Source organism: Sphingomonas sp. SL1004 (genome assembly GCF_057815015.1).
In genome coordinates this window covers 2,279,738-2,298,555 of sequence record NZ_JBYMUX010000001.1, presented here as the reverse complement: position 1 = coordinate 2,298,555, position 18,818 = coordinate 2,279,738, and the positions used below count along the sequence as shown (strand labels likewise).

Here is an 18,818-nt window from a genome sequence, read left to right as displayed (position 1 = left end):
GCGTTGGCGCGAGGGGCATCGCATGCTACCGCGCGAGCCATGGCCGACGCAGAAAATCCGACCGAATTGATCGCCGAAATGGGCCGCCGCGCGCGCTCGGCCACGCTGGTGCTGGCGTCGATGCCGTCCGCGCGGAAGGCTGCAGCGCTGGCGTCGGCGGCGGAGTCGATCCGGGCGGAATCGGCGACTATCGTTGCGGCGAACGCGGAAGACATGGCGCGTGCAGCGGACGCTGGTCTTTCGGGCGCGCTGCTGGACCGGTTGCGATTAGACGCGGCGCGCGTCTCAGCGATGGCTAACGGCGTGGCCGCGGTGGCGGCGCTCGTCGATCCGGTCGGACAGGTAATCGACGCTAGCGAGCGTCCGAACGGCCTGAAGCTCTCGCGCGTTCGCGTACCGATCGGCGTGATCGGCATCATCTACGAGAGTCGCCCCAACGTCACTGCGGACGCGGCGGCGTTGTGCGTGATGGCCGGCAACGCAGCGATCCTGCGCGGCGGGTCCGAAGCGGTAAAGAGCAATCGCGCGATCCATGCGGCGCTAGTCGAGGGCCTGAAAGCGGGCGGGGTGCCCGTGGAGGCGGTGCAACTCGTGCCGACCACCGATCGCGCGGCAGTCGGCGCGATGCTCAAGGCGGACGGGGTGATCGACCTGATCATACCGCGCGGCGGCAAGAGCCTCGTCGCCCGTGTCCAGGCCGAAGCGCGCGTGCCCGTCCTCGCGCACCTCGACGGCATCAACCACGTCTATGTCGATGCGTCTGCGGACCCTGCGATGGCGGCGGCGGTCGTCGTCAACGCGAAGATGCGCCGCACCGGTGTCTGCGGTTCGATGGAAACGCTGCTGATAGATCGGGACTATGCCGAGCCCGCGTCGCTGATTCAGAGCCTGGTCGATGCCGGCTGCGAAGTCCGTGGCGATACGGCCGCACGTGCGCTCGTTCCCGCCATAGCGGTGGCGGACGCAGCCGACTGGGACACCGAATATCTCGACGCGATCGCCTCGGTCGCGATCGTCGACGGCCTCGACGCGGCGGTCGCGCATATCGCCCGCCACGGCTCGCACCACACCGACGCGATCGTCGCTGAGGATGCGACAGTGGCCGAGCGCTTCCTCACCGCGGTCGACAGCGCGATCGTGCTCTGGAACGCGTCCACGCAATTCGCGGATGGCGGAGAGTTCGGCCTCGGCGCGGAGATTGGCATCGCCACCGGCCGCCTTCACGCCCGCGGCCCGGTCGCGCTCGAAGGCCTTACCACCTACAAATGGATCGGCCGCGGCACCGGCCAGGTGCGCGGTTGATTGTAAGAGGTGGAAAGCGCATGTTCGCGACATGACGAACGGATCGACCTTGATGATCGTGATCGAGCCTGGCGTTGCCGACAAACTCGCGACACTGGCGCAGCGCCGCGGCGTCGACGCTAGTTGCATCGCCGCCGAAGCGATCGGGCGTCGCGTCAACGAAGAACTCGAATTTCTGGACTTCATTCAAGCCGGCGAGGATTCGATCGCGCGAGGCGATTACCTTACCCAAGACGAGATGGAAGCCTGGTTTGCGCAACGGCATAAGACCGCCGACGCTGCATGAGGGGCGTGAGATGGTCGCGCGACGCGCAGGCCGATGTTGCGACGATCGATGACGAATTCGACAAGATCGATCCGAATACCGCGAGCCGGGTTGGCACCTCGGCGGTAAACGCAGCCAGATTTCTGGCGGACTACCCGGGCGCGGGGCCGGCGGTGCCAAATACCCGGCTGCGTAAATGGCGGGTCGCAGGTACGCCTTACATTTTGCTCTATCGGTTGGCGGACGGTGACCTGTTCATCGTCCGCGTCATTCACGTCGCGCGTGACCGACAGCAGTTCCTGTGACCAACGTCGGCATACTCGGCGGGTCGTTCAATCCCGCGCACCGCGGCCACCGCGGGATCACGCTCGCGGCGATCGATGCGCTCGCGCTCGACGAGGCGTGGTGGCTGGTATCCCCCGGCAATCCCCTCAAGGACGCCGCGAACGACATGGCGCCGCTCCCCGCGCGTCTTGCATCCGCGCGAAGAATGGCCCGCCGCGCACCGATCCGTGCGACCGATATCGAGGCGCGGCTTCACACCCGCTACACGCTCGACACGATCCGCAAGCTCAAGCGGCGTTACCCGAAAATTCGGTTCATCTGGTTGATGGGCGCGGACAATCTCGCCGACTTCCACCGGTGGAAGAACTGGCGACAGATCGCCCGCGAGGTTCCGATTGCGGTAATCGCGCGGCCGGGATATGACGGGCGCGCCCTCGCGGCCCCCGCGATGGGTTGGCTGCGGCGCTTCCAACGGCGCACAGACCATGCGAAGAGCTGGACGACGTGGAGATTGCCGGCCCTCGTGCTGTTGCGCTTCCGACCCGACCCGACCTCCGCAACCGGCCTGCGTGCCGAAAATCCCGACTGGGCCCAGCACGTTGCTGACCCGGTAGTCTTACCCAGGAGCTGACTTGGCCACTTCCCCTACTGCCCCTCGCGCGACCGACCCCGAAGAGGTTGAGGCGCTGCATCGCCTGATCCTCGCGTCGCTCGACGACGACCAGGCGGTCGAGACCATCTCGATCCCGCTCGCGGGCAAGACCAGCATCGCAGACTATATGGTGATCGCCAGCGGCCGTTCGACCCGCCAGGTCGCCTCGATGGCGCAGAAGCTGGCCGAGCGGATCAAGGCCGAGTTCAAGCGCCCGGTAAAGATCGAAGGCCTGCCGACCGCGGACTGGGTGCTTATCGACGCGACCGACGTCATCGTCCACTTGTTCCGCCCCGAAGTCCGCAGCTTCTACAATCTGGAGCGGATGTGGGCGTTCGGTGACGCCCCGACGCCGCCGCCCGTGCCGACTTTCACCGACGAAGACTAGACCCCGAGGCGGCGGTGCTGCTCCACATCGTCGCCCGTGGACGGATCGGGCGCTCGCCCGAGGCCGACCTCGTCGACCGTTATCTGAAGCGAATCGTCTGGCCGACCAAGGTCAGCGAGCTCCCCGATACCGGCGGCAAGATCCCGCTGGTCGGCGAGCAGACCAAGCGCATCCTGCTCGACGAGAAGGGCGAGACGCTGTCGTCGACGCAATTCGCGCGACACCTCGAGCGATGGCGTGACGACGGCGTGCGCGAGGCGCGGTTCATGATCGGCGCTGCCGACGGCTTCGACGACGCGGCGCGCGACGAGGCCGACCTGCTATTCTCGTTCGGCCGCGCGACCTGGCCGCATCTGCTCGCGCGCGCGATGCTCGCCGAACAGCTCTTCCGTGCGACCAGCATCCTTGCCAACCACCCTTATCACCGCGAAGGGTGATGCATGAGGGCAGGGGGCGTCTTGGCGATCGCGGCGCTGTTCGCGGCGGCGGGCGTAACCGCGCAAACTGACGCGCCCGAGTTGGCGACCGAGCAGCAACGTCTGGTCGTGGCGAAACGCGACGCCGCGATCGCCGCCGCCCGCGCCGCCAAGCTCGCCGCCGCGGCCACCCAGGAACGCAACGCCGCCGACAAGGCGTGGCGCGAAGAACAGGCACTAGCCGCCCGCGTCACCGCGGCCGAGGCGAACCTCGCCACCGCCAGCGCTCGCGTGACGCTGGTCGAGCGTCTGCTCGCCGATCAGCGCGCGAGGCTCGGCCGTGCGCAGGCCCCCGTCGCGCGGCTACTGGCGGCGCTGGAGTCGCTCGCCCGCCGTCCGACTATCGTCGCGGTTGCGCAGCCGGGATCGGTCGATGACCTCGTCCATGTCCGCGCGGTGCTCGGCAGCGCGCTTCCCGTCGTCCGCCAACGTACCGAAGCAGTTCGCATCGAACTCGCCGAAACGCGACGCCTTCAGGCCAGCGCCACGCTTGCCGCCAAGGCGCTTTCCGACGGCCGCGCACGCCTGGAGAGCGACCGCATCGCACTGGCCACCCTCGAAGCGCGCCATCGCCAACGCAGCCAGTCGCTCGGCCGCGGTGCGCTCAGTGAGTCCGACCGCGCGTTGGCGCTCGGCGAACGCGCGCGCGACCTCGTCGACGGGATGGCCGCCACGACAAATGCCAAGGCGACCGCCGCCGCCCTGATCGCGCTTGCCGGTCCAATCCCTCGCCCGATCGCGCCCGGCACCACGCCGCCGCTCCCCCCGAGCGGCGTGTACCACACCCCGGTAACGGGCAAGCTCGTAACCGGCTTCGACGAAGTCTCGGACTCCGGCGTCCGGTCGCGCGGGCTGACCTTGGCCACGGCTCCCAGTGCCCGCGTCGTGGCCCCCGCCGCAGGGACGATCCGCTACGCCCGCCGCTTCCGCGACTACGGTACGATCGTCATCATCGACCACGCCGATGGCTGGACCAGCCTTGTCACCGGCCTTGCCGCAACGTCGGCAAAGCCCGGTGACCGTGTCAAGATGGGTGCCCCGCTCGGTACCGCCCCCCGCGAAGACCCGCGCATCACCGTCGAACTCCGTCGCCAGGGCCGCCCGGTCGACGTCGCTTCGTTGATAGGATCGCGCTGATCAACGAACCCAATGGGCGTCTGCTTTTCAATCCTCCCCCGCCAGGGGGAGGTGGCTGGCCCTTGCCAGACGGAGGGGGGGGAAGGAGCAACGTCCGCTCCGTGTCCTCCCCCTCCGTCACCTTCGGCGCCACCTCCCCCTTGCGGGGGAGGATCGACGCAATAGGCGATCGTTAACGACCAGGCCCCCCAGTCAGCCCCCATTAACCCCCACCCGTCTTCACTCCGCGCGCGCGTTGCCGCCAGCGTTCCGCTACGCTACGCCGTCACGACCGTACGACACGTCTTTTCTCAGGTTGCAGGACCATCGATGCCTCGTCCTATACTGCGTACCCCGATCCTTACCGCCACGGCGATCGTCGGCGCGCTTACGCTGATCCCGCTCGCCACCTCGGCGATGGCGGCGGTCGACACCGACACGTACCGCGAGTTCGACCAGTTCCTCGACGTCTTCAACCGCGTGAAGGCGGAGTATGTGGACAAGGTCGATGACAAGACGCTGATCAAGGGCGCGATCCAGGGCATGCTCGCCAGCCTCGATCCGCACAGCTCGTACGTCGACGCGCTCGACTACGAGAACCTGCGCATCATGACCGAAGGCAACTACGGAGGTCTCGGCCTCACGGTGCAGATGGAGGACGGCGCGATCAAGGTCGTCTCCCCGCAGGAAGACTCGCCAGCCGCTCGCGCCGGCGTCAAATCCGGCGACTACATCACGCATATCGACGGCAAGCTGATCTACGGCGATTCGCTCGACGAGGCGGTCGGCAAGATGCGCGGCAAGCCCGGCAGCAAGATCACATTGGGCCTCGTTCGCCCCGGCCGCGACAAGCCGCTCGACGTGACGATGATGCGTGAGGTCATCGTCCAGAAGCCGGTGAAATGGGAAGTCCGCGGCGACGTCGGCTATATCAATATCAACACTTTCAGCGAGAACACCGGCGCCGACACGCGCGCCGCGATCATGGCGATCGACAAGTCGCTCGGCCACCGCCCGCTTGGCTATGTCGTCGACCTCCGCGAGAATGGCGGCGGCCTCCTGACGCAGGCGATCGAAGTCAGCGACGCGTTCCTCGATCACGGCGAGATCGTCTCGCAACGTGGCCGCGAGAAGACCGATATCGAGCGCTATTACGCCAAGCCCGGCGACGACGCGCACGGCCTGCCGGTCGTCGTCCTCACCGATCCCGGCACCGCGTCCGCGTCCGAGATCGTCGCCGGCGCGCTCCAGGATCATCACCGCGCGCTGATCATGGGCGAGCGCAGTTTCGGCAAGGGCTCGGTCCAGACCGTGCTCCAGCTCGGCCCCGAGACCGCGCTTCGCCTGACTACCGCGCGTTACTTCACGCCGTCCGGCCGGTCGGTGCAGGAGGGCGGGATCGAGCCCGACATCAAGGTGCCGCAGCTCACCGATCCCGACTACAAGTCGCGCCCGGTGTTCCGCGAGGCCGATCTCCGGAAACATCTGATCAACGAGGTGAAAGCGGACAACGCGGTGCTCGAGGAGGATACCAAGACCGATCCCCGCTTCTCGCAGACGCCCGACCAGTTGAAGAAGCAGGGCATCGACGATTTCCAGCTCTATTACGCGCTGAAGACCGTCGCGCGCCTCGGCGGGGCAACGCAGGTCGCCGCCGCCACCAAGCCGCGCCCGATCAAGCCCGATCCTACCGCCCCCGACGCAACCAAGGCGCCCACCAAGTGAGCGTGCGTCGTGGACTTGGCATGACCAAGAATGAAGAGATCGCGCGCGCCATCGCGCTCCTGTTGCCGGCGTTCCTGCTGCTCGGCGCACTCGGCTCGCAATATCTCGGCGGGCTGTACCCGTGCGAGATGTGCCATTGGCAGCGCTGGCCGCATTACGCCGCAGTGCTCGTCGCCGGCGCGACGTTCCTGGTCCCGGGTCGCTCGCTACGCGCCACGCTGGTCATCATCGCCGGGTTGCTGATCGGCCTCAGTGGGCTGATCGGCGTCGCGCACGCCGGTGTCGAATATCACTGGTGGAACGGCTTCACCGCCTGCACCACGACCGTCTCGATGGCCGGCACCACCGCCGCGGAGCGCCTCGCCGCAATCATGAACGCGCCGATGGTGCGCTGTGACGCGCCACAGTGGAAACTGCTCGGAATCTCGCTTGCCGGCTTCAACGCCATCTTTTCCCTCGTCGGTGCGTTCACCATATTCGCACTCATGAGGAAGACGAGATGAGCGGCTGGAAGCCAGGGGACGCCAAGCGCGCTACCAATTCGATGATCCGGGTCGACCAGGCCGGCGAATACGGCGCGATCCGTATCTACGCGGGGCAGCTCGCCGTGCTCGGCGACCGCCACCCGGCCTCGCGCTCGATCCACCACATGGCGCAGCAGGAGGAACGCCACCGCGCGTTCTTCGACAAGATGATCGTCGATCGCCGCGTGCGCCCGACGGTGCTGCAGCCGATCTGGAAAGTCGCCGGCTTCGCGCTCGGCGCGGTCACGGCCGCGATCAGCCCACGGGCTGCGATGGCGTGCACCGCCGCGGTAGAGACCGAGATCGACAAGCATTACGAGGAACAGCTCGTTCAGCTTGGCGCCAGCGATCCCGAGCTATCGGCAGCGATCCTGGATTTCCAGGCCGAGGAACTCGAACACAAGGCCACCGCGATTGCCGCGGGGGCGGAGGAGACGCCGGGTTATCCGGTGTTGAGTGCCGCGATCCGGCTCGGCTGCAAAGTCGCGATCGCAACCGCGAAGCGGATCTAGGCGGACGGATACGGTTCAGGCCGAACGACTATAACAAGCCGAACGAACGCGTGGGAGTGATGCGTATGAAGATGCTTTTTGCGGCGGCCTTGCTCGTCGCCGGCCCCGCGGTCGCACAGACCGCGCAGCCGATACCCAGTGCCAATACCGGACCCACCCTTGCGCGGCTGCCCGCCAAGGCCCCCGCGCTTCCCGGTGAGACGGCCAAGCCCAAACCGGTCGTCGCCCCCCCGCAGGTCTCGCGCAACGCACCGATCAACGGTGTCCTGACGCTGTTCGGCAACGAACGCTGCCCGACCAACCAGAACGGCGAAGAGATCGTCGTCTGCGTCCGCCGCAGCGCGCAGGAACAATACCGCGTCCCGAAAGAACTCCGCGAGTTCGTCGTGACCCCCGAAAACGCCAGCTGGGCGACCAAGGCCCAGGGCACGATGGACGCGGGCTCGGGCGTCAACACGATCGGCAGCTGCTCCGCGGTCGGCGCCGGCGGCGCGACGGGGTGCTTCGGCCAGCGGGTCAGGGAATCCCGCCTGGAAAACAAGACGCGGGCGGCGGAAGTGCCGGTTCTCCCCTGAGCTTTCGGCGCGCGTCGGGACCGACACGACGATATCCCAGCTTTCGCTGGGATGACGGCCTGGGGGAGCGCTTCATACCTCTACGCCCATCCGCTTCCCGCGGCTGATCACCTTAGCCTCCGACCCAACCCAATCCGACCCGATCCGACCCGATCCGGCCCGGCCCGGCCCGGCCCGATCCAACTCCAACCCACCCCTGACCTGCAAACCCAACCCGTCACCCCAGCGAAAGCTGGGGTATTTCACGATGTGAGTGACACCAGCCCCGCACGACGGCCCATTACCCGAACGGTCGCCCCGTAGACTCCCGCCGCGTTCCCCCAGACCCAAGCGTCGACCCTTTGCGCCCCCTCGCCACACGGCCTTTTGCCTGACGCCTTCCCACAACACTCTCGAGCCGTTGCTGTCCTACAAGGGCAGGACGTGACAGGATGCGCCGATGACGTTGGCAGCCTTCCCAAGCGCGATCCTCCAAACCGCCCGCCGAAGCGCGTCTCCCGTCGGAAAGAATCTGCGCGAGCGCCTACACTTCCTACACTTCACTCGGACACTTGACCCGGTCGACGTCCAATAAATCCAGATTTGCAACGACTTGGAGCAATAGAGAACCCGACCGTCGCCAAAGCTCCTCCCGCTAGAAACGCCAGTATGACCGAACCCCTGCGCATCGCCTTCCTGCTGTTCCCGAACGTGACGCAGCTCGACCTGACCGGCCCCGCGCAGGTCCTGTCGCGGCTCGGCAATGCGCGGCTCGATCTTGTCTGGAAGACGCTCGACCCCGTGCCGACCGATGCTGGCTTCTCGATCCTGCCGACCGCGACCTTCGCCGACGTGCCGCGCGCCGACATTCTCTGCGTCCCCGGCGGTTTCGGGACCAACGACGTGATTGCCGACGACGAAGCGATGGCGTGGGTGCAGGCGGTCGGTGCCGACGCGACCTGGGTGACGAGCGTCTGTACCGGCTCGCTGATCCTCGGCGCGGCGGGATTGCTCGATGGCTATCGTGCTGGGTGCCACTGGGCGCAACGCGAAATGCTGCCGCTATTCGGCGCGATCCCGGTCGATGCGCGCATCGTGGTCGATCGCAACCGCGTGACCGGCGGCGGCGTCACGGCGGGGATCGACTTCGCGCTGACGCTGACCGCGATGATCCGCGGCGAAGCGCATGCGAAGGCTGTCCAGCTGAGCCTCGAATATGATCCGGCACCACCGTTCGACAGCGGCTCGCCCGAAAAGGCCGACCCGGACATCCTCGAAGCGGTGAAGCGGAGAACGGCGCAGCTTGTGCCAACGCGCGACGAGGACCTCCGCGCGCTGGCGAAACGTCGCGGTTACGCCCGCGATACTTAAGGGTGACGCTTCAGTCCGCGCACCCGGTGCCAGATATAGAAACCGATCAGCGCGATCAGGACGATGCCGATCAGCAGGTCGGCACTGTGGAACGCGGCCTTCACGCGCGGATCGCTGTCCCATTTGTCGCCGAGCTTCATGCCGACCCAGGCCAGCCCGAAGCACCACGGCCACGACCCGATGAACGTGTAGACGTGGAACGGCACCAGCTTCATCCGCGCGACCCCGGCGGGGAAGGCGATGAACGAGCGGATCACCGGCAGGAGGCGCCCGATCAGCACCGCCATCGAACCCCAGCGTGCGAAGAACCGATCGGCCGCGTCGAGCTCGCCCGGCCCGATCAGGACGTAGCGGCCCCAGCGCTCGGCCATCGGTCGCCCGCCGCGCTTGCCGATCTCGTAGGCGACGATCGAGCCCAGATTGCACCCGATCGCGCCCGCCGTCGCGGCGAGATACAGGTCGAATCGCCCGGTCGAGACGAGGTAGCCGGCGAACGGCATGATGATCTCGGACGGCAGCGGGATGCACGCGCTCTCGATCGCCATGAGCAGCGCGATGCCGACATAGCCACCCGACGAGATGACGCCGATCGTGAAGGTGGCCAACACGGCCAGGATCTTTTCGAACATGGGTCGGTCGATTGCGCGAACCTGGCGCGGAAGGGAAGCCCAAAATCGGAACCGGCACGCGGTTCGTTCGCTGGTGCCATATGACAGATCTTACACTCAACGACGGTCGCACGATGCCCCAGCTCGGCATGGGCACGTGGCAGATCCCCGACAGCCAGGCCGCGGCGATCGTCCGCTCCGGGCTCGATATCGGCTTCCGCCTCGTCGACACCGCTGCGATCTACGATAACGAACGCGGCGTCGGCGACGGCTACAAGGGTTCCGACGCGTTCCTCACCACCAAGCTCTGGAACGACCGGCAGGGCGACGCCGAAGCGGCAATGGACGAGAGTCTGGCCTTGCTGGGCATCGAATCGGTCGACCTCTACCTGATGCACTGGCCGGTGCCGAAGCAGGACAAGTATGTCGAAGCCTGGAAGGCGATAGTTGCGCTGCGCGATGCCGGGAAAGCCAAGTCGATCGGCGTATCGAACTTTCTCCCCGAGCATATCGACGCGATCGTCGCTGCGACCGGCGTGACGCCGGCGGTCAACCAGATCGAACTCCACCCGAATTTCCAGCAGCGCGAACAGCGCGCGTATCACGAGGCACACGGCATCGTGACACAGAGTTGGAGCCCGCTGGGCCAGGGCAAGACGCTGTTGCACGATGAGGCGATCGTCCGGATCGGCGATAAGCATGGCCGCAGCGCAGCGCAGGTGATCCTGGCGTGGCATCTGGCGAACGGCTTTTCGGTAATCCCCAAGGCCTCGGACGCGGAGCATCTGGCGGACAATTTCGCAGCGCTCGACCTGACGCTCAACGACGAAGACATGGTGGCAATCGAAGCGCTCGACGATCCCGCCGGTCGCCTGGGGCCAGAACCGAACGCGATGTAATCCTCCCCGGCACGGGGAGGGGGACCGCGACGCAAAGCGGCGGGGTGGAGGGGGTTCACCACGAACGGTACGCTTGCGGTAAACCCCCTCCACCAGCTGCGCTGGTCCCCCTCCCCGTACCGGGGAGGATCAACCGATCCGTTCGCCCACGATGCGCAGATCCTCGACGAACCGCGCATATTCTTCCGCAGCCTGCGCCGGATCCGGCAACCGCAGCAGATAGCTCGGATGCACAGTAATCCAGGCCTCGCCCCCATCCGGCAACTGCAACGCCCGCCCGCGCTCCCGCCCGATCGTCATCACCTTCCCGAACAACGACCGCGCTGCGGTCGCGCCCAAGGCCACCGTCACCTTCGGCTTGATCAGCATCTGCTCCTGCTCGATCCACCACCGGCAGGCGTCGATTTCACCCGCCCCAGGCTTGGCGTGGATGCGGCGCTTGCCACGCTGTTCGAACTTGAAATGCTTCACGGCGTTGGTGACGTAGGCGCGTGAGCGGTCGACGCCAGCTTCCGCCATCGCCTTGTCGAACATCTGGCCGGCGGGGCCGACGAAGGGGCGTCCGGCGATATCCTCCTGGTCGCCCGGTTGCTCGCCGACGAACATCAGCGGCGCGTCTACCGGGCCTTCGCCGAACACTGTTTGCGTCGCTGGCTTGTAGAGCGGACAGCGGGTGCATCCGGCCGCCTCGTCGCGCAGGGCTTCCCATGCGATCAGGCTGTTGCCGCCGACCGTGTCGCGCGCTTTCGCGATCATCCCGCTCTCCCTTGCCTGTGCCGCTGCCAACAGGCCCGGCACCAGCGCGGTTTCGGGCATGTTCTTCCAGTATTTCTTCGGCATCTCCTTCAGCATCGCGCCGATCTTCACGCGTGCCGGGTTGAAGATGCTGGCGTAATAGGTCTTCCACACTTCCTCGGTCGGGTCGCCGTCCGGGGCGTCGGCCTTGCTCGCGCCGGGGCCTTCGCTGAGCGCCTTGCCGTCCCAGTGGATCGAGACTTCGGGCGTCAGGATCGACCAGCGCATGCTGGCGAAGCGGCTGACGAAGAACGCGGCGTTGGCGCGGACGATGTGATGGTCGGGCTCGAACCAAGCGACGAAGCGCGTTCCGCCCTCTTCCTCGACTTCGCGAAAGCGGAGGAAGGCGCGCATCTTGTGGATATCGCGGCGGACATCCTTGGCGATCCTGTCGAGCCGGCGGACCAGTGGGTCGGCGCGGTCCTCGATTAGCTTGGGTTCACGGCGGAGGCGGAAGAGCAGCGTGTATAGCAGCGCGAACCGCTCGGGATCGCTGCCGAGGATGGCGCTGCGGGCGAGGTCGAGGAATGCGCGCGGCACGGAGAACGCGCCGGGGGCCGGGGCGGGAGCGGGGTCTGCAACGGTCGCGAACAGGTCCACCGGCTCGTCGCCGACCTGCCACACCACGTCATCGGGCGGCACATCCTCGGCGATCAACCCGCGCGCGGCGTCTCGCCAGCCGTCGAAGTCGTCGGGTTCGGAAAGCGTTACGACGCGCATAATCCTCCCCGGCACGGGGAGGGGGACCAGCGCAGCTGGTGGAGGGGTGGAGGGGGCTCACGACCAACGATACGCTCGTGGAAGCCCCCCTCCACCAGCTGTGCTGGTCCCCCTCCCCGTGCCGGGGAGGAATGCGCCGTCACGCGAACATTTCCATCTGCTTGGGTTTCGGGGCTACGATCGGGCGCAGCTCCGCGCGGTCGGACAGGACGACGGGGCGCCAGTCCTCGGCGATAATGAAGGGGCGGAGCTTGGCGACCGAGACTGTCAGCCGCGCCACGTCCGCCAGATGCAGCCGCCGCCAGCGCCGGCTCGTCAGGATTCCGTTGACCGCTTTCACGCCAAGCCCCGGCACGCGCAACAGCATCTCTCGCGGCGCCCGGTTGACATCGACCGGAAACGACCCCCGAAACTTCAATGCCCAGGCAAGCTTCGGATCGATATCGAGCGGCAACATCCCCGTCGCATCGTCGGCAGCCGCCACCACCTCATGCGGCTGAAACTCGTAGAACCGCATCAGCCAGTCCGACTGGTAAAGCCGGTGCTCGCGCATCAACGGTGGGCGCTGCAGCGGCAGCACCGCGCTCGCATCCGGGATCGGGCTGAACGCCGAATAATACACGCGGCGCAGGCCGAACCGGTCGTACAAGGTCGACGCCTTCCGCACGATGTCGCCGTCCGTCGCCGCATCCGCGCCGACGATCATCTGGGTCGACTGGCCGGCGGGGGCAAACTTCGGCGCGGACTTGTACTTGGCCTTCGCATCCTTGCCGTCGATGATCGACGCCTTCACCTCCGCCATCGCAGTCTCGATCCGGACCCCGTCCTTCTCGGGCGCGAGCCGCTTCAGGCCGTTCGCGGTCGGGAGTTCGACGTTGATCGAGACGCGGTCCGCGTACAGCCCGGCCTGGTGAACGAGTTCGGGATCGGCATCGGGGATCGTCTTGAGGTGAATATATCCCCGGAAATGATGATCCTCGCGCAACGACCGTGCGACTTCGACCATCTGCTCCATCGTGTAGTTCGACGACGCGATGATCCCCGACGACAGGAACAGGCCCTCGATATAATTGCGCTTGTAGAAGGCAATGGTGAGATCGACGACTTCCTTCGCCGTGAAGCGGGCACGGCGGACGTTCGAGCTCTTGCGATTGATACAGTAATGGCAGTCGAAGATGCAGCTGTTCGTGAGCAGGATCTTCAGCAGCGATATACATCGGCCGTCGGGCGCATAGGCGTGGCAGATCCCCATGCCTTCGGTCGAGCCGAGCCCCTTGCCATCCTTCGAGTTGCGCTTGGTCGTGCCCGACGACGCGCAGGACGCGTCGTATTTGGCCGCATCGGCGAGGATCTCGAGCTTTTCACGGGTGTCGAGTTGGGCCATTCGTTCGTCTTACGTTCCGCGAAAAGGGGTGTCGAGTGATGGAGATCAACTTGTTGCTATGTTGCTGATGCGGGGCGGTTCTCGGTCATCGCGGCAGAGTGAAGTATAGAAAGTATAGACGCTGGGAGCGTTTTCGCCGGGGCAGTTTCGCGGGTAGGAAAGTCTCACGATCTTGGCGTCGGACGCTGTCAGGATCGGGGCGTGTAGGACAGCGGTCGTTCAATCGAGCAGATACCGAATCAGATCGACCATGCCGCCGAGGCTGACCGGCAGGATCAACAGCAGGAACAGATAGACGAAGATGATACGGGTAAGCGCCCGCTCGTGCCGAAATACCGGCTTGCGCGGTGGAAGGTCGTCTTTGCGCGGCCAGATACTGGTTTCGTCGAAGAACATTGCGAAATCCCGTCGATGATCAGTCCCAAACGACCCCGAGGTCCTGGAGTGCCGCGGGTTTCGACAAGGTCGTTTACATCGATCACCCGTTTGTTAGGTTGCGGCGTATCTGGGAGATATCGTCGCTATGAAATTCGGTCGAGTCCTGTTTGCCCCGATCTGCCTGTCCTTGCTGCCGCTTGCCGCGCAGGCTCAGGAAACCGCCAATGTCGAGAAAGCACCGGTCAAGGAAAAGAAGACCTGCCGGCAATTGATGCCCACTGGCAGCATCATGTCGACTCGTGTCTGCAACACGGCAGTCGAATGGCAGAAGTTCGACGCTAGCGGCGATGCCGGTGCGAATGACTTCCGCCGGGCGCTGCGGATGACGACGACGGGCGACCGAAGCCCGTCCAGATGACCGCGGCGCCCGTCCGGCCAGGCGTCATTCCGCCGCGATCAATCCGGTCGCGGCTTGCAGGTCGACCGAAACCAGCCGGCTGACACCGCGTTCGATCATCGTCACGCCGAACAGGCGGTGCATGCGGCTCATCGTGACGGCGTTGTGCGTGACGACGAGGTAGCGCGTGTCGGTGTCGCGCGACATGCGGTCGAGCAGGTCGCAGAAGCGCTCGATGTTCGCATCGTCGAGCGGCGCGTCGACCTCGTCGAGGACGCAGATCGGCGCGGGATTGGTGAGGAACAGGCCGAAGATCAGCGCGACCGCGGTCAGCGCCTGCTCGCCGCCGGATAGCAGCGTGAGCGACTGGAGGCGTTTGCCGGGTGGCTGCGCCATGATCTCGAGCCCGGCTTCTAGCGGGTCGTCGGAGTCTATCAGTTCGAGGTGCGCGGCGCCGCCGTCGAAGAGGGTGGTGAAGAGGCGCTGGAAATGGCCGTTGACCGCCTCGAACGCGGCAAGCAGGCGCTGGCGGCCTTCGCGGTTGAGCGTGCCGATCGAGCCGCGCAGGCGGTTGACCGCCTGGCCGAGTTCGTCGCGCTCGACCGCGTTGCCGCGTGCGGACTCTTCGAGTTCGGCGAGTTCGGTTTCGGCGACGAGGTTGACCGGGCCGATCCGCTCGCGATCGGTGGTGAGGCGGTCGTGCGTGGCGGACTCTTCGGCTGGCGCGCGGACGTTGGCGACCGCGAAGCCGAGGCGCTCGGGTAGGACGGGGGCGGGGCATTGGAAGCGCTCGCCCGAGAGGCGACCGAGATCGAGGCGGCGCGCTTCGTGGTTTTCGACGCGGGCGATCGCGCCAGCGCGGGCTTCGCGGGCGACGGCTAGCGCTTCGGTGGCGGCGCGGTGGGCGTCGTCGGCGGTGCCAGCAGTGGTTTCCGCGGCGCGTTCGGTGGCGAGGAGCGCGTCGGCGGTTGTGCGGGCTTCCTGGTGTTCGGCGTCGAGCGTCTCGATTTCAGCGTCGAGGGCGGCGGGGCGAGCGGCGATCGCGGCCAGGTCGGTGGCGAGCGTGGTTTCGCGCGAGTCCATGGCGGCGATGCGCTTGGCGGCTTCACCCGCGCGCGCGCGCCAGCTTCGGGTGTCGGCCTGGGCGGCGGACAGGCGTTCGCGGTGGGTGGCGATGCTGCGGTCGAGCGTGGTGCGATCGGCACGGGCCTGCGCGACGGCGGCGCGGGCGCGTTCGGCGTCGTACTGGAGCGCGGCGACCTGACGCGCGTTGGCGGTGCCGTCGGGGACGGCGGCCATCGCGGCTTCGGCGCGGGTGCGGTCGGCGTGCGCGTCGGCGACGTCGTCGGCGATGCGGCGCGCGCGGACGTCGAGGTCTGCGCGCTGGGTGGCGAGGCGTTCGAGCGCGGCGGCGGCGCGGTCTTCCTGGCGGAGGGCGTCGCGCGCGGTGGTTTCGGCGCGTTGCAAGGCGGCGCGGGCGGTTTGCGACTGGCCTCTAGCCTGGGCGATGCGCTCGTCGATCGCGGCGCGGGTTCGTTCGGCGTCTTCCAGCGCCTTGGCCGCAGCGGGGCGGGCGGCCTGGAGCGCGGCGAGGCGGTTGCGGCGGACTAGACGTTCGGCGGCGGCCGCGCCGGTGCCGGTTGCGGTGAAGCCGTCCCAGCGGCGGAGTTGGCCGTCTCGGGTGACGATGCGCTGACCGACGGCGAGGTGTTGCTGGCCGTCGGTGTCCACGACGAAGATTTGCGCGAGCCTGCGGGCGAGGGCGGGGGGTGCGTCGACATGCTTTGCCAGCGGTTCGGCGTCGGTCAGCGGGGCGGGGTCGTCTTTGCGGGGCTTGGCGCCGGCCCATGCATCGAGGTTGGTGTCGAGATCGTCGCCAAGCGCGGCGGCGAGTGCGCGTTCGTAGCCGGTGCTTGCCGATACATGGTCGAGCAGCCGGTCGCGGCCGCTGCGCTGTGTTGCCTTGGTGAGCGCGGTCACTTCGCTGTCGATCGCGGCGAGGTCTGCGCGGGCGGTGGCGTGGGTGGTTTCGGCGGCGTCTCGCGCGCTGGTTGCGGCGGTTTCGTCGGTGTCTGCCTGGGTGATGGCTTGGCGAGCGGACTCTGCGGCGGTGGTCGCGGCGCGCCGGGCTTCGGCGGCGGTTTCGCGCTCTGCGGCTAGCGGTGCGGGGGCGCCGAGGGCGCGGAGGGCGGCGGCGATCTGCGCGGCGTCGCGGTCGGCGCGGTCGGCGCGGGTGCGGGCGGCGGCGAGGGCTGCGCTGGCGACGCGGACTTCGGCGGCGTCGCGGGCTTGCGTGGCGAGCGCCTGGGCCAGGGAGACTTCGGCGTCGCGGGCGCTGCGTTCGGCTTCGGCGAGGGCTGCGTCGAGATCGGGGATTGCGGCGGTGGCATCGGCGATCGCGGTGTCGAGCGTCTTGGCTTCGTCGGCGAGGCGGCCGAGCGCGGCGGCGGCGTCGCTGGCGAGCGATCCTTCGCGGGCGCGGTCGTCGGCGATCCGGGTGCGGGCGTCGGTGAGGTCGGCGATCCTGCGCTCTACGCTGGCCTTTTCGGTCCTTAGCGCGGCGAGGCGGTGGGCGAGATCGCCGACCAGGTCGCGCGCGGCGAGCGCTGCGGTGCGGGCGGTGGAGACGGCTTCGATCGCGCGGTACTGGTTTGCGGCGGCTGCGCGTTCGGCTTCGGTGAGTGCGCGGACGCGGGTTTCTGCAGCGGCGGCTTCGGCTTTGGCGGCATCGGCTGCGGTGGCGGCTTCGCGCCAGCGGGCGAAGAGCGTGCGCGCTTCGGCGACGCGGATCTGCGCGGAGATCAGGCGGTAGCGTTCGGCGGCGCGGGCCTGGCGTTTCAGCGTGGCGGCGCGCGCGTCCTGGTCGGAGATGATCTCGTCGAGCTTGGCGAGATTGGCTTCGGTGGCGCGGAGTTTCCCCTCGGCGTCTTTCCGTCGGACGTGGAGGCCGGCGATTCCGGCGGCTTCCTCGAGCATGGCGCGGCGGTCGGCGGGTTTGGCGGCGATGACCGCGCCGATCTTGCCCTGGCTGACGAGCGCGGGCGAGTGTGCGCCGGTGGCGGCGTCGGCGAAGAGCAGGCCGACGTCTTTCGCGCGGACGTCGCGGCCGTCGATCCGGTAGGCGGAGCCGGCGCCGCGTTCGATCCGGCGGACGATCTCGCGTTCGTCACCTGCTATTTCGGCGAGGATCGAGACTTCGGCGAAGTCGCGCGGGGGGCGGGTCGCGGTGCCGGCGAAGATCACGTCTTCCATGCCGGCGCCGCGCAGGGATTTCGCACTGGCCTCGCCCATCGTCCAGCGAAGCGCTTCGAGGAGGTTCGATTTGCCGCAGCCGTTGGGGCCGACGACGCCGGTGAGGCCGGGTTCGATGCGGAGATCGGCGGGGTCGACGAAGCTCTTGAAGCCGGTGATGCGGAGGCGCTTGATCTGCATTCTTGCGCCCCCCGACGACTGATGTTGGATCTTACCCCGGACCGTTGCGCTGTTGTTTCCCCGCGAAGGCGGGGACCCAGACTGGGCTCCCGCCTTCGCGGGAGAACAAGAAGAAGCTGCCGTCTGGCAGGTACACCGCACTTAGTCTCCACCCCGGCGAAGGCCGGGGCCCAATTGGGAGACGGCGCTAACGAAGGTGGCGCTCCATTACTGCGACCTTTCCAATTGGGCCCCGGCCTTCGCCGGGGTGGTAGTTACTTGTGGAGCGGTTAGCTTACGCCCCAGCCGCCTTCAGCGCCTTCTCCATCTGATCCCAGCTCACGACCTGATCGAGCTTCTTGTCGTTGATCAGGAACGTCGGCGTGCCCGTGACGGTGCCCGCCTGCATCGCGTTCTCCGTCGGCTTGGCCATCACTTCGAGCTGCTTCTGATCCGCGAGGCACGCGCGCGCCTTCGCTTCCGGGATCCCGCGCTGCTTGACGAAATCGATCGCGCCCATCTGTTCGGCGAGCTTGGTCGCGACGACCGTCGGCGGCTGGTTGGCGAGCGCCTTCTGCTGGTCGGGCGTCATCGTCTGGAGCTTGTCGAGGAAGGCGATCTGGTTGCCGTACATCTGCTCGAGGAGCGGGAAGAACGGCGCGACGCCGGCGCACTGGCCGAGCAAAGTCAGCGCGACGTCGGGCGCGCCGTGGACGAGGAAGTCGCGGAATTCGAAGCTGACTTTCCCGGTCGCGACATACTTTTCGGTCAGCGGCCGATACGCCTCGCGGGCGAAAGCGCCACAGGTCGGGCACGAGCGTGCGCCGTATTCGACGAGCTTGATCGGCGCGTTGGGGTTGCCCATCAGGTAACCCTCGGGGGTCTTCACGACGGTCTCGGTCCAGTTCTGGCCGGCGGGGGCTGCGGCGGCCGCAACCGGCGCGGCGGCGGGCTGGTCGACGTTACCGGTCGAATCGTTCTTCGAGCAGGCGGCGAGCGCGAGCGGCAGGACGGCGAGCGTGGTCAGGAACTTCATCGGGTTACTCCAGTGGATCA

The 18,818-nt window shown here is 67.3% G+C and carries 20 protein-coding genes; 14 read left to right on the top strand and 6 right to left on the bottom strand.

The genetic code is table 11. The features are described 5' to 3' along the window. Window positions 1-39: 39 nt before the first annotated feature. The 12 genes from AC3D24_RS10345 to AC3D24_RS10290 all read left to right on the top strand — a co-directional run bounded on the left by AC3D24_RS10345 (window position 40) and on the right by AC3D24_RS10290 (window position 9,170). A complete protein-coding gene (locus AC3D24_RS10345) occupies window positions 40-1,302 on the top strand; it encodes a glutamate-5-semialdehyde dehydrogenase (RefSeq protein ID WP_489030375.1) in 1,263 nt (420 codons plus the stop codon). A gap of 31 nt (window positions 1,303-1,333) precedes the next feature. Beyond that, window positions 1,334-1,588, top strand: coding sequence for a hypothetical protein (locus AC3D24_RS10340; protein ID WP_489030373.1), 255 nt, complete (start codon window positions 1,334-1,336; stop codon window positions 1,586-1,588). After that, the gene (locus tag AC3D24_RS10335) at window positions 1,585-1,872 is read left to right on the top strand and encodes a type II toxin-antitoxin system RelE/ParE family toxin (RefSeq protein WP_489030371.1); all 288 of its coding nucleotides are present in this window, start codon (window positions 1,585-1,587) and stop codon (window positions 1,870-1,872) included. The genes AC3D24_RS10340 and AC3D24_RS10335 overlap by 4 nt, the downstream gene beginning before the upstream one ends. Further along, the gene (locus tag AC3D24_RS10330; protein WP_489030369.1) at window positions 1,869-2,483 is read left to right on the top strand and encodes a nicotinate-nucleotide adenylyltransferase; all 615 of its coding nucleotides are present in this window, start codon (window positions 1,869-1,871) and stop codon (window positions 2,481-2,483) included. The genes AC3D24_RS10335 and AC3D24_RS10330 overlap by 4 nt, the downstream gene beginning before the upstream one ends. Window position 2,484: 1 nt before the next feature. Then, a complete protein-coding gene (gene rsfS / locus AC3D24_RS10325) occupies window positions 2,485-2,892 on the top strand; it encodes a ribosome silencing factor (protein WP_131583613.1) in 408 nt (135 codons plus the stop codon). 14 nt (window positions 2,893-2,906) lie between these two features. Continuing rightward, complete coding sequence (locus AC3D24_RS10320; RefSeq protein ID WP_132895442.1) at window positions 2,907-3,329, top strand: 23S rRNA (pseudouridine(1915)-N(3))-methyltransferase RlmH; 423 nt, start codon at window positions 2,907-2,909, stop codon at window positions 3,327-3,329. A 3-nt stretch (window positions 3,330-3,332) separates the two neighbouring features. After that, the gene (locus AC3D24_RS10315; RefSeq protein WP_489030366.1) at window positions 3,333-4,505 is read left to right on the top strand and encodes a murein hydrolase activator EnvC family protein; all 1,173 of its coding nucleotides are present in this window, start codon (window positions 3,333-3,335) and stop codon (window positions 4,503-4,505) included. A 309-nt stretch (window positions 4,506-4,814) separates the two neighbouring features. Beyond that, window positions 4,815-6,209, top strand: coding sequence for a S41 family peptidase (locus tag AC3D24_RS10310; protein ID WP_489030364.1), 1,395 nt, complete (start codon window positions 4,815-4,817; stop codon window positions 6,207-6,209). Window positions 6,210-6,229: 20 nt separating this feature from the next. Next, a complete protein-coding gene (locus AC3D24_RS10305; RefSeq protein WP_489030362.1) occupies window positions 6,230-6,712 on the top strand; it encodes a disulfide bond formation protein B in 483 nt (160 codons plus the stop codon). Next, the gene (locus AC3D24_RS10300) at window positions 6,709-7,245 is read left to right on the top strand and encodes a demethoxyubiquinone hydroxylase family protein (protein ID WP_489030360.1); all 537 of its coding nucleotides are present in this window, start codon (window positions 6,709-6,711) and stop codon (window positions 7,243-7,245) included. The genes AC3D24_RS10305 and AC3D24_RS10300 overlap by 4 nt, the downstream gene beginning before the upstream one ends. Window positions 7,246-7,310: 65 nt before the next feature. Beyond that, window positions 7,311-7,820 (top strand): hypothetical protein, encoded by a 510-nt coding sequence (locus AC3D24_RS10295; protein WP_489030358.1) that lies wholly within the window; start codon window positions 7,311-7,313, stop codon window positions 7,818-7,820. 648 nt (window positions 7,821-8,468) lie between these two features. Further along, window positions 8,469-9,170 (top strand): DJ-1/PfpI family protein, encoded by a 702-nt coding sequence (locus AC3D24_RS10290; RefSeq protein ID WP_489030356.1) that lies wholly within the window; start codon window positions 8,469-8,471, stop codon window positions 9,168-9,170. On the opposite strand, the gene AC3D24_RS10285 is transcribed toward AC3D24_RS10290, so the two are convergent. Continuing rightward, the gene (locus AC3D24_RS10285; protein WP_489030354.1) at window positions 9,167-9,799 is read right to left on the bottom strand and encodes a DedA family protein; all 633 of its coding nucleotides are present in this window, start codon (window positions 9,797-9,799) and stop codon (window positions 9,167-9,169) included. The genes AC3D24_RS10290 and AC3D24_RS10285 overlap by 4 nt on opposite strands. Before the next feature lie 80 nt (window positions 9,800-9,879). Between AC3D24_RS10285 and AC3D24_RS10280 the strand changes: the two genes are divergently transcribed. Beyond that, window positions 9,880-10,677, top strand: a complete 798-nt coding sequence (locus AC3D24_RS10280; protein WP_489030353.1) for an aldo/keto reductase — start codon at window positions 9,880-9,882, stop codon at window positions 10,675-10,677. A 129-nt stretch (window positions 10,678-10,806) separates the two neighbouring features. On the opposite strand, the gene AC3D24_RS10275 is transcribed toward AC3D24_RS10280, so the two are convergent. The 3 genes from AC3D24_RS10275 to AC3D24_RS10265 form a co-directional block, all read right to left on the bottom strand. Further along, entirely contained in the window at window positions 10,807-12,192 is a 1,386-nt protein-coding gene (locus AC3D24_RS10275) for a UdgX family uracil-DNA binding protein (protein ID WP_489030351.1), read from the bottom strand. Window positions 12,193-12,331: 139 nt separating this feature from the next. Next, complete coding sequence (locus tag AC3D24_RS10270; protein WP_333923222.1) at window positions 12,332-13,576, bottom strand: putative DNA modification/repair radical SAM protein; 1,245 nt, start codon at window positions 13,574-13,576, stop codon at window positions 12,332-12,334. A gap of 219 nt (window positions 13,577-13,795) precedes the next feature. Next, window positions 13,796-13,972 (bottom strand): hypothetical protein, encoded by a 177-nt coding sequence (locus tag AC3D24_RS10265; RefSeq protein WP_489030348.1) that lies wholly within the window; start codon window positions 13,970-13,972, stop codon window positions 13,796-13,798. Window positions 13,973-14,099: 127 nt separating this feature from the next. On the opposite strand from AC3D24_RS10265, the gene AC3D24_RS10260 reads away from it, so the two are divergent. Beyond that, window positions 14,100-14,372 carry a hypothetical protein gene (locus tag AC3D24_RS10260; RefSeq protein WP_489030346.1) on the top strand — a complete coding sequence of 91 codons (273 nt, stop codon included), beginning with the start codon at window positions 14,100-14,102 and terminating at the stop codon, window positions 14,370-14,372. 24 nt (window positions 14,373-14,396) lie between these two features. On the opposite strand, the gene AC3D24_RS10255 is transcribed toward AC3D24_RS10260, so the two are convergent. Both AC3D24_RS10255 and AC3D24_RS10250 read right to left on the bottom strand, forming a co-directional pair. Beyond that, window positions 14,397-17,783 carry a chromosome segregation SMC family protein gene (locus tag AC3D24_RS10255; protein WP_489030344.1) on the bottom strand — a complete coding sequence of 1,129 codons (3,387 nt, stop codon included), beginning with the start codon at window positions 17,781-17,783 and terminating at the stop codon, window positions 14,397-14,399. Between the two features lie 274 nt (window positions 17,784-18,057). After that, window positions 18,058-18,798, bottom strand: coding sequence for a thioredoxin domain-containing protein (locus AC3D24_RS10250; RefSeq protein WP_489030343.1), 741 nt, complete (start codon window positions 18,796-18,798; stop codon window positions 18,058-18,060). Between the last annotated feature and the right edge of the window lie 20 nt (window positions 18,799-18,818).

Bases quoted from the DNA above. Each gene is read 5' to 3' on its own strand.
- AC3D24_RS10345 (WP_489030375.1), top strand. From the start codon at position 40: ATGGCCGACGCAGAAAATCCGACCGAATTGATCGCCGAAATGGGCCGC.
- AC3D24_RS10280 (WP_489030353.1), top strand. From the start codon at position 9,880: ATGACAGATCTTACACTCAACGACGGTCGCACGATGCCCCAGCTCGGC.
- AC3D24_RS10340 (WP_489030373.1), top strand. From the start codon at position 1,334: ATGACGAACGGATCGACCTTGATGATCGTGATCGAGCCTGGCGTTGCC.
- AC3D24_RS10290 (WP_489030356.1), top strand. From the start codon at position 8,469: ATGACCGAACCCCTGCGCATCGCCTTCCTGCTGTTCCCGAACGTGACG.
- AC3D24_RS10295 (WP_489030358.1), top strand. From the start codon at position 7,311: ATGAAGATGCTTTTTGCGGCGGCCTTGCTCGTCGCCGGCCCCGCGGTC.
- AC3D24_RS10265 (WP_489030348.1), bottom strand. From the start codon at position 13,972: ATGTTCTTCGACGAAACCAGTATCTGGCCGCGCAAAGACGACCTTCCA.
- AC3D24_RS10275 (WP_489030351.1), bottom strand. From the start codon at position 12,192: ATGCGCGTCGTAACGCTTTCCGAACCCGACGACTTCGACGGCTGGCGA.
- AC3D24_RS10305 (WP_489030362.1), top strand. From the start codon at position 6,230: ATGACCAAGAATGAAGAGATCGCGCGCGCCATCGCGCTCCTGTTGCCG.
- AC3D24_RS10285 (WP_489030354.1), bottom strand. From the start codon at position 9,799: ATGTTCGAAAAGATCCTGGCCGTGTTGGCCACCTTCACGATCGGCGTC.
- AC3D24_RS10260 (WP_489030346.1), top strand. From the start codon at position 14,100: ATGAAATTCGGTCGAGTCCTGTTTGCCCCGATCTGCCTGTCCTTGCTG.
- AC3D24_RS10310 (WP_489030364.1), top strand. From the start codon at position 4,815: ATGCCTCGTCCTATACTGCGTACCCCGATCCTTACCGCCACGGCGATC.
- AC3D24_RS10270 (WP_333923222.1), bottom strand. From the start codon at position 13,576: ATGGCCCAACTCGACACCCGTGAAAAGCTCGAGATCCTCGCCGATGCG.
- AC3D24_RS10315 (WP_489030366.1), top strand. From the start codon at position 3,333: ATGAGGGCAGGGGGCGTCTTGGCGATCGCGGCGCTGTTCGCGGCGGCG.
- AC3D24_RS10250 (WP_489030343.1), bottom strand. From the start codon at position 18,798: ATGAAGTTCCTGACCACGCTCGCCGTCCTGCCGCTCGCGCTCGCCGCC.
- AC3D24_RS10335 (WP_489030371.1), top strand. From the start codon at position 1,585: ATGAGGGGCGTGAGATGGTCGCGCGACGCGCAGGCCGATGTTGCGACG.
- AC3D24_RS10300 (WP_489030360.1), top strand. From the start codon at position 6,709: ATGAGCGGCTGGAAGCCAGGGGACGCCAAGCGCGCTACCAATTCGATG.
- AC3D24_RS10255 (WP_489030344.1), bottom strand. From the start codon at position 17,783: ATGCAGATCAAGCGCCTCCGCATCACCGGCTTCAAGAGCTTCGTCGAC.